6 protein-coding genes are annotated in these 13,414 nt (G+C 42.6%); 2 read left to right on the forward strand and 4 right to left on the reverse strand.

Annotated elements, in window-relative coordinates:
• Positions 1-18 precede the first annotated feature (18 nt).
• Together PZB74_RS21390 and PZB74_RS21395 are read left to right on the forward strand one after the other, a co-directional pair.
• Positions 19-1,371, forward strand: coding sequence for an HTTM domain-containing protein (locus PZB74_RS21390; RefSeq protein ID WP_302239363.1), 1,353 nt, complete (start codon positions 19-21; stop codon positions 1,369-1,371).
• Complete coding sequence (locus PZB74_RS21395) at positions 1,307-3,835, forward strand: TonB-dependent receptor (protein WP_302239364.1); 2,529 nt, start codon at positions 1,307-1,309, stop codon at positions 3,833-3,835. The genes PZB74_RS21390 and PZB74_RS21395 overlap by 65 nt, the downstream gene beginning before the upstream one ends.
• 114 nt (positions 3,836-3,949) lie before the next feature.
• Here the strand turns inward: PZB74_RS21395 and PZB74_RS21400 are convergent, their stop codons facing one another.
• From PZB74_RS21400 to PZB74_RS21415, 4 genes are all read right to left on the reverse strand, one after another.
• On the reverse strand, positions 3,950-6,628 hold the full coding sequence (locus tag PZB74_RS21400; protein ID WP_436837119.1) for a DUF7133 domain-containing protein: 2,679 nt from the start codon (positions 6,626-6,628) through the stop codon (positions 3,950-3,952).
• Between the two features lie 186 nt (positions 6,629-6,814).
• On the reverse strand, positions 6,815-8,392 hold the full coding sequence (locus PZB74_RS21405) for a glycoside hydrolase (protein WP_302239365.1): 1,578 nt from the start codon (positions 8,390-8,392) through the stop codon (positions 6,815-6,817).
• A 73-nt stretch (positions 8,393-8,465) separates the two neighbouring features.
• A complete protein-coding gene (locus PZB74_RS21410) occupies positions 8,466-10,169 on the reverse strand; it encodes a RagB/SusD family nutrient uptake outer membrane protein (RefSeq protein WP_302239366.1) in 1,704 nt (567 codons plus the stop codon).
• A 17-nt stretch (positions 10,170-10,186) separates the two neighbouring features.
• Positions 10,187-13,279: a SusC/RagA family TonB-linked outer membrane protein gene (locus tag PZB74_RS21415; RefSeq protein WP_302239368.1), complete on the reverse strand. Its 3,093-nt coding sequence runs from the start codon at positions 13,277-13,279 to the stop codon at positions 10,187-10,189.
• Positions 13,280-13,414: the final 135 nt, after the last annotated feature.

Raw genomic sequence — 13,414 nt, forward strand, 5'->3', positions numbered from 1 at the left:
TAAGAAAAATCAGGCTTTATGCGTTATTTGCGACAAAGCACAGAGGCGGCTCCATTAGCCGTCTTTCGTATTTTTTTTGGTTTGATGATGTTTATCAGCATCCTGCGTTTCTGGAGCTATGGATGGATAGATAAACTATATATACAGCCCAGATTTTTTTTTAGTTATTATGGTTTTGAGTTTGTTCGCCCCATTGGAGAGTACACTTACCTCATCTTTGTAGTTTGTGCCACCGCAGCTTTGCTGGTACTTTTAGGGTACTACTACCGAATAGCTATCATATGCTTCTTCTTAAGTTTCACCTATATAGAACTCATGGACAAAACTACATACCTAAATCACTACTATTTTATTAGTGTGCTGAGTTTTGTCATGATTTTTCTTCCAGCAAATGCTTATTTTTCATTAGACGCCCGTCGTAATCCTGAACTAGCTTATTATTACGTTCCCCGCTGGACCATAGATGTTATTAAGTTTTTAATTGCCATTGTATACTTTTATGCCGGACTTGCTAAAATAAACTCAGACTGGCTTCTAAAAGCGATGCCACTCAAAATCTGGCTTCCAGCCCATTACGACCTACCTTTGATAGGCAACCTTCTAGAACAGAGCTGGGTACACTATACCTTTAGCTGGGGTGGTATGCTATACGACTTGTGTATTCCTTTTCTGCTGTTATGGAAACGCAGCAGAATATTTGCATTCACTCTTGTCATATTTTTTCATGTAATAACCAGAGTACTTTTTCCAATCGGCATGTTTCCCTATATCATGATCGTAAGTACCCTTATTTTCTTTGAGGCCTCTTTCCATCAGCAAATTATATCGTTTCTTTCTAAAGCCTTGGGAATTCGCAAGCCAGAAAGCAACAAGCACAAAGTTCTTTACACAAACTTTAGCTGGCGGGTTAATCTACAAATAGTTCTGATATCAGCATTTCTAATTTTCCAGTTAATCTTTCCGTTTCGTTATCTTTTGTATCCGGGAGAGCTTTTCTGGACTGAAGAGGGTTATCGTTTTTCGTGGCGGGTAATGCTTATGGAAAAGGCAGGGTATGCTAATTTTAAAATTGTAGATGCTAAAACCGCTAAACGCTTTTATGTAAACAACGCAGACTTTTTAACTCCCTTTCAGGAAAAACAAATGGCAACTCAGCCAGATTTTATCCTGGAGTATGCTCACATGTTGAAAGAACATTTTGAGTCACAAGGTCATCAGAATATTGAAGTCTACGTAGAGAGTTACGTGGCTCTGAATGGGCGACCCAGCCGCTCTTATATTAACCCTGAGGTAAATCTTATTCAGTATGAAGAATCACTCCAGCCAAAACCCTGGATACTCCCCTTCCATGATGAAATTAAAGGCTTATAATATCTCTTTTTGTCTGTTGCTTATTGCACAATTTGCACAGGCACAATATCGCCTGAGCGGGCAGATTACTGACTATACTACCCATAAGCCCGTAAGTCAGGCAGAAATCTATAATAAGAGCACCAAAAAAATCAGTGCAGTAAACCAGGATGGTAAATTTATTCTGGACAATTTACCTGAGGGAGAGTATCATTTGGTCGTGTTTTCTTACCAATACCAAACACTTGATACTACGATCAGCCTGTATGCAAGCAAAGACATTCAGTTTGGTTTAAGGCAGCTTAGCCAGGAGCTGTCAGAGGTAGTGATTCAGCAGCAGCGAGAAGAGGTTTTTAGTATCAGTCGGCTGAGGCCGGTAGAAGGGACTTCCATTTATGCCGGCAAAAAAACAGAAGTTGTACTTCTTGATCAAACAGTAGGAAACCTGGCAGCAAACAATGCCCGGCAAATTTACTCTCAGGTAGTTGGCCTTAACATCTACGAAAGTGGCGATGCTGGCTTACAACTAAGTATAGGCGGAAGAGGCCTGGACCCTAACCGCTCCTCAAATTTTAATACCAGACAAAATGGTTATGACATTAGTGCCGATGTATTGGGCTACCCCGAAAGCTACTATACCCCTCCAGCAGAAGCCTTAAGTGAAATACAGGTCATAAGAGGAGCTGCATCTTTACAATATGGTACCCAATTTGGCGGTCTGGTTAATTTCGTAATGAAACAAGCTCCTACGAACAAGAAATTAAGTTGGACTTCCAGACAGTCAGTAGGCTCTTATGGGTTATTAACCAGCTTCAACAGCCTGGGAGGCAATTTAGGCAGGTTTAGCTATTATACTTACTTCCACTATAAACAAGGTGAGGGTTTTCGTCCAAACTCTGCTTACGACTCTAAAAATCTGTATGTTCATCTGGACTATAATATTAACGAAGGTAGTAAGCTTAGTCTGGAAACTACCTACCTTAACTATCTGGCTCAGCAAGCTGGAGGTTTAACAGACGCGCAATTCGCTATTGATCCAGACTACAGCAACCGCAGCAGAAACTGGTTTGCAGTAGACTGGAAGCTTTGGGCACTCAAGTTCAAACATAAGTTTTCTAGCAGTACTGACTTTAGCTTCAACCTGTTTGGATTGGATGCGGCACGAAAAGCCGTAGGCTTCCGTGGAGATGCTACCAAGCTGAATATTAATCCAGTTTCTGCGATTGATGAGGTAGATGATAGAGGTAATTTCATTAACCCAAGAGACCTTATGGTTGATGAGTTTAATAATTGGGGAGCAGAGGCCCGTTTACTCACTCGTTATGAGTTGCTGAACAAAAGTGCTGTCTTTCTTATCGGCAGCAAATATTACCAAGCCAATAACTCCGCAATGCAAGGCCCCGGCACAAACAAAACTGACGCAGATTTTAGCTTTGCTACAGACCGGTTTCCCAACTATGCCAACCAGTCTGGCTTCACCTACCCTAACCGTAATCTGGCTATTTTTGGAGAGCATATTCTTTTTGTATCTGATCGCTTTTCTATTACTCCGGGAATTCGTTGGGAGCATATTCGTACAGAAACTGAAGGTACCTACCAGCAGGTAAATTACGATAATGCAGGAAACCCTATTAGTAATCAGAAGCTTGATGACAACCGCTCCCTTAACCGGTCTTTCGTATTACTTGGCTTAGGAGCCAGTTATGAGCCTTTTCAGAATCTTGAAGCTTATGCCAACATCTCTCAGAATTACCGCTCAGTCACATTTAGTAATATCCGAACGGTTAACCCTTCATTTGTGGTAGACCCAGATATTTCTGACGAGAAGGGGTTTACAGCTGACCTGGGTTTAAGGGGTAAGCTTAAGTCTCAAATCTCATACGATTTTAGTGCTTTCGGCCTTCTTTACGATGATAAAATTGGAATAGTTATTAATGATCGGGCTGAAAGAGTAAGAAAAAACATTGGGCAGGCCTTTATTTATGGTGTAGAAGTATTTGCTGACTGGAATATGGCAGAAACTTTCTATATGAATACTAAACGATATCAGTTACGCTACTTTATAAATACTGCTTTCACAGATTCTGAATACCTGAAATCTGAAGAGAATAATGTTGCAGGTAAAAAAGTAGAGTTTATCCCCTCAATTAACTTAAAAACAGGCGTAAGAGCAGGCTATAAAAATTTGTTAGCTAACCTTCAGCTTACTCATTTATCCAAACAATATACAGATGTAGAAAACTCTGAGATACCTGAAGCTGGTGATATAAGAGGAGGAATTATCGGAGAGATTCCGGCATATACTGTACTGGATGTTTCTGCATCCTACGCTCTAAACAGATGGAAGCTTGAAGCTGGCATCAACAATGTATTAAATGAGCGTTATTTTACCCGAAGGGCGACAGGTTACCCAGGGCCTGGAATTATACCCTCTGAGCCTCGCAGTTTTTACACGACTTTACAGTTTAAGCTGGATGTAGATTAATGTGGTAAGTAGGTTTGTTCTGTAGATAAACCAAAGAACAAGCATAAGCAGACAAAAAAAAGGGAACTGGACGAAAGAGCTCAGTTCCCTTATTAATAGTTAGGGTGTATGTATTTATTTCTTCTGCTGGGCCAAGTAGTTAACCAGAGAAGCAAACTCCTCATAAGATAATGAGTTGGCCAGGCCTGCGGGCATCATAGAAGTTTCCAGCTCTTTTCTACTATTGATATTTTCCTTCTGAATGGTATGCGCCTGTCCGGTGATTGTACGCATAACCAATCGTTCAGCTGATTCTTCAGAAACGAAGCCGGTAATATTCTTCCCATCATTAGTAACAATATTGACCGAAGCAAATCCCTGAGAAATAGAAGCATTAGGTTTCAGAATAGATTCAGCAATTTGCTCACGGGTCATGATAGAGCCTACCTGCCCCATAAATGGGCCTTTCATAGTTTCATTGGTGCTAATGCTGTGGCAGGCAATACAGCCCTGTTTGGTAAATAGGGTCTTACCAAGCTCAGGATTTCCTTTTACCTGATCTAAGACCAGCATAATGTCTTCTATTGAACTTTTACCGATTTGCCCTTTCTTTTTGCTGATACTACTTAGGTCAACATTTACTTCTTCCTCAGCAGAGGCAACAGCTTCTTCACCTCCAAAGTCGGCAATTCCCATACGGTGCTTTCCATTAAGTTCTGCGAAGAAAGCTTTACCCTGAGTATCAGCTTTTTCCCTTTCTCTGACCAATAGCTCCTTAATTTTAGGAGAAGCCTCCCAGCTTATGGCTTTGTAATAAGGACCATGCGTATCTGGGCGGGTACTCCACCACCAGGAGCCATCATAAGGTGCTTCTTTTTTATAAAGACGAGATAAGGTACTCAGTATCTCTTTTTTCAGAACTTCATCTTTGGCAGCTTCAAAAGCAGAGATTAATCCATCAACCGCTTTTGTATCATGCATATAACGTAGTGCCCAGAGTGCTAAAGTATTGTTTTTTGTACCTACAGCCTCTATGCAAGCATCTACTGCGTTAAGTTCTACTAATGACCTAACCGCAAGGTGCGCAGGAACTATAGCGGTGTTTGGTGTAGCATGAGGGCCCTCAGTTCCTTGTGCGGGAGCATTAAAAGAGTCGGGTACAGAAACATTAAGCAGTGCAGAGGCCGCTTCTTTTTTACCCAGACGACCTAAGCCGATTATGGCTGCTGCCTTCACCCGTTCAGAGTCATTTTGCAGAGCTTGTACAAAAGGTTCAAGAGGTACCTGATCCAGAAAAGCTTTACGGTCACTAAGTGCGCGTAAGGCAAACTCTTTCACTTCCTGATCTTCGGTCAAATTCAGTAAGCCTTCTATAGCCTCTTTCTCTGCTAGCTGAGCATAGGTAAATATTCCGGCTACTCTGGCATATAGAGGAAGACTTTGATTAGCTGCAACTTTCCAAACTTCATCAGCGGCGTCATCTTCTGATCGGCTTAACAATTCCTGTTGGGCATGTAATCGTACTACTCCACTTTCTGAGGTAAGCAAGGTAGCAAGCTGATCAGAGGAAGCCTCTTTAAAGTTAGGTGGAGCACTATACTCCCAACCTTTGGGTACCGTACGTACAATAAAACCTTTACTGGAATCTCCTTTATAGCCTGCTCCATCCCAGGCGGAGAGAAAGAGCTGTCCAGTAGCATCAATATCCAGATCAGTAATCTGTGGCAGGTTGATAAACTCTTCATCTGCTTGAGTAAAACTTGCTCCCTCTGTTTTTACCCTATGAATATAGAGATGATTTCTACCCCAATCCGCCATCATAGGTAGCTGATTATATTTTCCAGGCCAATGAGGATCATCCATAAATAAGGCTCCGGCACCTGAACCTCCTCCTACATCTATCATCGCAGGGATAATCTCGTTGGTAAAGTGCTTAAATAGGACCGGATAGCCATATTCGGCAGATTGTATCTGATGAGTAAAACGTATGTTCCACCCCCCACCATCATTTGTATTACCACGGGTAAAAATATTCATGAATGGATCTATTGCCAGGTCATAAATATTACGCATGCCATGGCTATATACCTCCATCTCTTCTCCATTGGGCCGCACCCTTACGATTCCTCCTCCCAGCATAGTCATCTTTTTACCGGTACGATCTACCGCATCATGAAACCCAAAGTCGCCTACTGCAATGTAAATCCAGCCATCAATACCCATTCGTATGCCATTGGTAGCATGGTCTGTCCCTCTATCCTGCAAAAATTTGGGTGAGCTTATATTCTGGATTAAAGGTTGAGAGGGCCCGTCTGCTATGCCATCATGGTCTGCATCTGTAAATACAACTAAATCCATACCGCTGGCAATACCGCTTTCTTTAGAGAAGGTAGTATGTAGTACAAAAACCTGATCCCCTACTGGTAGAATACCTCTGGGGTTATCTACTTTCGCAAATTCTGTATGGTTGTCTGCCACTCCATCATGGTTGCAGTCTGTCAGCTTAATGATAGCTCCTTTGTCAGGATCTTTCCCTAACGACCCCATCATATCAACTCCGGCAAATACCGCTCCACTGGGATCAACAGCCAGGCAGGCAGGACTGGGTGTAAGCTCAGGTCCGGCAAAATAATTGAGTTCCAGCTCTTCCGGCCACTTTAAAGATTGCCGGAGCGAATCGCTGATTCGTAATGATGCACTGTTATCTACGGCTTCGCAGGGAGGTTGCTGCTCACTACAGGCTACTACAGAGAGCAGGCTTAATAAGCCCAGACTACCGCTAATAAGTGATTTAAAATGATTTGCAGTTTTCAAGTTGTTTGCTGGTAATCTTAACATAAACTAATTCAATAATGCGTATGGCTTGTGTATATTTCTATTGCACATACCATTTGATAATAAACTTCAATGATAAAGAGATAGCATTAATGCTCCTATTTATTTGACACGCTATAAATGGGCAAATTTGTGCAATTGGCACACATTATTTTGCATTTCCCATCAGCGAATCTTTCCTACCAATGTTGTGATAGAGTTTGGTGCAATAGTAATCTCATCTTCCTCAGAATAGGAAACTGTGGGTGTCAGACTCGCTGCTGAATGAGTTACATATGCCTGTAAACTATCAATATCAGCATCCTCAAAAGATAATGCCAGCTGAAAGCTACCGGAGCTATTATTTACGATTACCGTACTACTTTGCTCCAGTTCCGGATGGATGTAGGATGAAACCAGTAAAGGGTGACTTTTAGAGTTTTCCTCACTCACACCAATACGCTGGGCTCCCGGACGAATAAAACGGCTGTAATTCCCTAATGCCCAGAGCATTTTACTTTCGTAGAAGTTGCCGTCAGATTTGTTTTTATCAACATAAATTAGTCCGTCCTTATAATCGTATGGAGAGATAGCCAGCCACCATTGCCATGCGCTGGCATTTGCAATAGTAAGATCACGATGAATTACCTCTGCCAAGTAAAGGGCTGCTTCCATACCCAGATCTCTCCTATTCCCCTGGATTTCACCACTATTATCTCCCAGAATACAGTACTCCGACATCCAATATTTTAAACCTGGAACTCCTGCCAGCTCATCAGCTAACTCTTCTCTCATTCTTATGGCTTCCTGGGCGGGAGATGTAGTAAAATAGCTATGTGCTGAGATTACATTTCCCACCTTGGAGAGGTTTCCCAAATAGTTGGCTGAGTTGCTGTCAAAAAAATGTTTAATCTGTTCTCCTCGTTGTGGTTTATCATCTGTAGCGTACAGATAATTAATTTTACCTGCTTCTGCAATATCTATGCTGATAGCTAGCTTTCTGTTTTCTAATTCGGTATTTAGGGCTCTTACAATACCCGCAATCTCGTTGTTTGTAAAGGGTGTACCTTCCTGGTTTGCATCGCTCCAATCCCACTGAGGCTCGTTAACCGGACTCAGGTACTGAAAACTGATTCCGGTGTGGTCCGCTATACCTTCTACAACATTTGCCAGGTAGGAAGCAAAGGCTTCGTAATTCTCAGAGTCCAGGTTTGATTTCCCGTTAAAAGCATATGCTTTGCCATTTGTTGTCATATGTACCGGCGGACTGTTAGGGAAGGCAAGAAAGTAGTCTACTCCCCTCTCCTGAGCAGCCTGTAAAAACCATTGCTGCCCTACCTGTTTTTCCCAATTATATTGTCCATTTGCCAGCATAAAAGACTCTGCTCTTCGCCACTCATCCGGAATATCACTTGCCTCTCCCTGCTCTGCACTACCTGCTCCAATATTAAAACGCCAAAGAGATAAGCCAATTCCCTGGGGTTGTCCATCAGGGCTTGTTTCCATACTAAATAGCAGATCGGCTATAGCATTTTTTTTATCTTCGGGCCACAAACCTACAAACTGACACGACCAGGCATCTGAAGCGCCAAAGTTATCTATCGTCTGATAGCGCTGTGAAAGGTCTAGCTTAAGCCTGACTGTATGGGTTTCATCATCTGTCGCTGTATTCGGGTCTGTGGGATCCTGATGGTTATTACAGGAAAAAATGAAGATGAGGCTAAGTAAAAAGGCAGTGCCTTTGGGAAAAAAACTGTATGTCATAGGTATGTTGGTCAAACAAAACTGCACGCTCAAATACCAGGCATAGAGAGCGTGCAGTAAATTTGAATAGCGTTTAATTATAACCCGGGTTCTGTTCTAACATATTGTTGGATGCCTGTATCTCTTCTCTGGGGATTGGCAACCAATAATGCTTTTCTTCAAACCTACGGCCCTCCAATGCGATTTTTCTATTATAATTGAGAGTACCGTCTTCAGCTTTGGTAATTTCTATACCATAGGCTGGCTCATTTTCGGTAGTAGGCGCAATTTTCCATCTACGAACATCATAGAAGCGATGCTCTTCAAAAGCCAGTTCTATCTGACGCTCATGGCGAATACGCTCACGCATTTCTTCCTGCGATAGACCAGTAGGCAGTGGCGGCATCTCTACACCAGAGCGTGTTCTTATAGCGTTTATAGCTTCGTAAACACTGGCATCAGGGCCTACAGCCTCGTTTTGTGCTTCTGCATAATTTAAAAGTATCTCTGCATAGCGGAAATAAATCCAGTCCTGAGTACCGGCTACTCCCCAGGGGTTCTGAATAGGCAAATCCTCATTGACAAATTTTCTTAGATAATAACCTGTCTTAGACGTATTCCAGTTAGATGGGCCATCATTACTATCTAAACCACCTGGTAAGAAAGTTTCTACTTCACGGTCGCGATAGGGCGCTCCATTGTGCAATATGGTAGCGTAGAAGCGAGGGTCACGGTCTTCATAAGGCGCTGCCGCATGCTCAGGGTTATCCCAGCTGAAAGAAGTACCATCCATCATCTCATAATCATCTACCAGATTTTGAAGCGGTGTATTACCTGCCCAACCTCCATAGCCATTAGGTCCGTTTGCTATCTCTAAAGCCGTATGTAAAGAGTTAAGGTTGTAGTAACGGGCGAAAATAACCTCACTATTGTTTTCAGTATCTAAAAACAGGTTCCGATACCCACCCTGATATAAGCTATACATATCCAGCTCACTTACATCTTTAGCTGCTTCTGCCGCTAACTGCCACTTAGATTGATCATTAGCGTCGTTAGTATACAGAGGGCTGGCGGCATAAAGTAACAATCTGGCCTTAAGCGCTAATGCGGCACCTTTAGTGGCGCGTCCTTGCTGCCAGCTACCATCGTTCATTAGAGGCAACATTGCTGCGGCTTCATCCAATTGTTGTACTGCATATGCTAAACTCTCCTGCACACTAGCTCTCTCGTATAATTCCGGGTCAGAAAAATCATCATCAAGCTCGGTTACACGGTCACCGACCAGTACTACACCACCATAATTTCTGATCAGGTCATGATACCTGAAGGCACGGATAAACTTGAGTTCTGCAATCAGCAAATCTTTATGAGCCTGGCTCATCTCAAGATCAGCGATGTTATTAAGCGCATAGTTGCACTCTCTGATACTACGGTAGCTTCTACCCCAAAAGGTACCTGCAATTCCTGTGTTTTCAGGAGCCAATTGCCCCTGCTGAATAAACCAGGTATTATCATCATTATTGTAGATAGACTCATCGGTTAAAGAGCTCCAGAGTGCATACTCAAATCCGCGCCCAAAACCAGGCTGGTTACCATCTCCTTCTTTGTTGGTCAGTCTTACCCCCAGGTAACGATTAATGACATAGGATTCGAAAAGTACAGAGTCTGATAGTATAGAGGCATCGGACACTCTATCGGTAGGTACTACCTCCAGATAGTCACTGTCGCAGGCTGTAAATACTGTGAGCAGTGCGCCACATAAGGCGAAGAAAAGTGAATTTATCTTTATGAATTTCATGAGCTCAATTTTTCAGATTAAAACCTAACATTTACACCAAGATTGAGAATCCTCTGCTGAGGATAAAACTGACCGCTTTCGCTGCTACCTTCAGGGTCATAATCTTCCACTTCTGTAATGGTAAACAGGTTAAAAGCACTGGCATAAACACGAACAGAGGATATCTTGATCTGTGATAAAAGTGAAGAAGGCAGGGTATAACCTAGTTGTAAATTCTTAAGACGAACAAAAGATGAGTTATTCAGCCAGAAGTTGTTTCTGTACAGTCCACCACTTACGGCAGATGAAGATCTTTCGTCTACTCTAGGGTATGAAGCAGAAGTATTAGAAGGACTCCAGCGATTGTCTGCCCAGCTACTATAGTAATTTCCGATAGTACCAGATTCAGGTAGTACATATTGCCTTACCATACTTTGTCCCGCAAACAATGCAGTAAAATCAAAGTTGCGCCATCCGGCATTCAGGTTCAGACCAAAAGTTAATTGTGGGATGTTGCCATAGGTCGTTCTAACCATATCATCCGCATTAATAACACCATCTTCATTATAGTCTTCATAAATCAGATCGCCTAACCTGGCACCTGGCACGTGAGGGTAGTCATCCAGTTCGTCTTCAGTTCTAAAAATACCTATAGCATTGTAAAGCAAGTAAGTATTTAGTGGACGCCCGGTCTGGCTCTGATAATCCAGAGTGCCTGGAGCTTCGTCTATAAACTTAATCTCACTCTTGGCATAAGTAGCGTTGGCAGATACGCCAAAGGTGAAGTTTCCACTATGTTCGTAGCCAAGTGTAGCTTCCAGACCATTACTGCTCACTTCACCAATATTTTCTGAGGGCACCAGTGGATCTGCATCATAAGGATTTACAATACCAGTAATGGCAGGCACAGAAGCATTACGGTTAGCCAGTATATTGGAGCGGTCTTGCTGGAAGTAAATAAACTCCAGAGAGAAATTCTTTAGGAATACAGCATTTAGACCTATATCAGTTTTTTTGGCTACTTCCCAGGTAATTGCAGGGTTACCCAATTTGATGAGGTCAATACCTGTATGCACCTGACCTCCTACCACATAACGGTTATTGATGGCATAGTTGTCATAGTATTGAAACTGCCCTACATTATCGTTACCCAACTGCCCGTAAGAAGCACGTATTTTCAGGTCGTTGATAAAGTTAAGGCTATTCTGAAACCAGCTTTCTTCAGAAATTCTCCACCCGGCAGATACAGAAGGGAAAAAACCGTAACGATTACCCTCCGGAAAAATAGAAGAACCATCCACCCTCATCTGTACTTCAGCCAGATATTTTTCTTCAAAGTCATAAGCCAGTCGCCCTATAAAACTCTGTCTGGTAAAATGGTAGCTGCTTCCAGAGTTATCATAATCAGTTGCCGCAGATCCACCTTGAGAAAGTTCAGGTGTTTCTGGAGTAGGAAAATGGTCACGAGTAGCACTGAAAACTGACTCTCTGGTTTCGCTCTGCTCATATCCTACAAAACTATTAATGCTATGGCCATTAAAGTAATTAGCGTAATTCAGCTTAATGTTAGCTACCGTCATAGATCTTTCGGTCTGTGACTGCGTCAGTGAGGCCATTTGGTCGGGACCTCCACCTATTTTTCTTTCGTTAAAGCTATCATCTGCTGAAACATAATCATATACCGTATAAGGTGTACTGAATGCTTTTGACTTTGTAAAGTACTGGTCAGCAGAGTAAAATCCATCTACGGATAAGCCTTCTGCAAATGGCAGTTCGTAGCTGGCTCGTAGAATACCATTAAAAACATATGAAGGATTCTGGTTAGTACCGCCAATATCAGTTCCCATTAGTATTGGGTTGTTATTTTCAATACCAGAAGAAGGGAGACCATTTGGATAAATACCCGCTACGGTTGGGTATGCACGATAAATTGAACGGAATATATCTCCTGCACTCGCGATAGGAAACTGGCGGTCTTCTTTACGCCCTGCCAGCGACAGGCCAATATCTAAACCTTCGGTAATGGTAGCGTCTACGTTTGACCTAAAGTTGATCTGGTTATAATCTGTCGCTCCATCTTTATAGAGACCATCTTGATACAGCTTGCCTAAAGACACAAAATAGCGCACATTTTCTGAGCCTCCATTAATAGACAGGCTATGTTGATTTTGCAAAGCTACATTCTTCAAAGTAGCCTCCTGCCAGTCCGTATTGGGGTAATTTAGCGGGTCAGAACCATTAGCGAAGTTCTGTATTTCGTTTTGATCATAAATCTGGTTTAGCCCACCATCAGGATTGTTATAATAGGCAATCTCATTTCTTATCTGCGCGTAGGTTGCTGCATCTGCCAGGTTGGGCAGGCGTGTAGGAGAAGTAAAACCCTGATTAAAGCTATAGCTTACTGTTGGCTTGCCAAGCGCACCCTTTTTGGTAGTTACCAGAATAACTCCGTTAGCAGCTCGAGAACCGTAAATAGCCGCTGAGGCATCTTTTAGCACAGAAATACTTTCTATGTCGTTAGGGTTTAACCTTTCCAGTCCACCAATCTGCCCGGGAACACCATCTACCACCACAAGCACATCGTTGTTACCAGTAGTGGCCAGGCCTCTGATAGAGTAGCTGGAACCATCGTAACCCGGTTCGCCTCCACGGTTATTGGCAATAACACCAGAAAAACGACCAGCTAAAGAGTTAGAAACGTTGGGTTGAGGACTTTTTGCGATAGCCTCACCCTTAACTTCGGAGACTGAACCAGTGAGGGTTGCTTTTTTCTGGGCACCATAACCTACCACTACCACTTCTTCCAGCGACTGTACGTCGGGTTGCAGAGAGACATCAATGGTTGTTTGCTGCCCTACATTAACCTCTTGAGCCAGATAACCTACAAACGAAAAAACCAGCACCGCTTCATTAGCATCAGGTATGCTGATCGTGTAGTTTCCATTGGCATCGGTGATGGTACCATTGCTTGTACCTTTAAGAATGACGGATGTTCCGGGAAGCATTTCACCTACTTCATCCGTTACCTGACCACTAACCTGCACATTTTGCCCAAAGGCCAACCCGCTGCTTTGGAGTAAAAGAATCAGTATTGAAAAACACCTCAACACCTTGAGTATAGGCTTTTCCATAAGTATAGATTGTTATAATTAGTAATAGAAGTGCTACTTTAAAAAATGAAGCACATTTTGCTACTTAGCATCTATCAAAATTGAGGAATATAGGAAGGCCAGATGGGGGATAAATTGTCAAAATTAAGGGTACAA

It is taken from the genome of Porifericola rhodea (assembly GCF_030506305.1).
In the GTDB taxonomy this organism is placed as follows: domain Bacteria; phylum Bacteroidota; class Bacteroidia; order Cytophagales; family Cyclobacteriaceae; genus Catalinimonas; species Catalinimonas rhodea.

Excerpts from the sequence above, each read along its gene's own strand:
- PZB74_RS21395 (WP_302239364.1), top strand. The coding sequence starts at position 1,307 with ATGAAGAATCACTCCAGCCAAAACCCTGGATACTCCCCTTCCATGATG.
- PZB74_RS21415 (WP_302239368.1), bottom strand. The coding sequence starts at position 13,279 with ATGGAAAAGCCTATACTCAAGGTGTTGAGGTGTTTTTCAATACTGATT.
- PZB74_RS21390 (WP_302239363.1), top strand. The coding sequence starts at position 19 with ATGCGTTATTTGCGACAAAGCACAGAGGCGGCTCCATTAGCCGTCTTT.
- PZB74_RS21405 (WP_302239365.1), bottom strand. The coding sequence starts at position 8,392 with ATGACATACAGTTTTTTTCCCAAAGGCACTGCCTTTTTACTTAGCCTC.
- PZB74_RS21410 (WP_302239366.1), bottom strand. The coding sequence starts at position 10,169 with ATGAAATTCATAAAGATAAATTCACTTTTCTTCGCCTTATGTGGCGCA.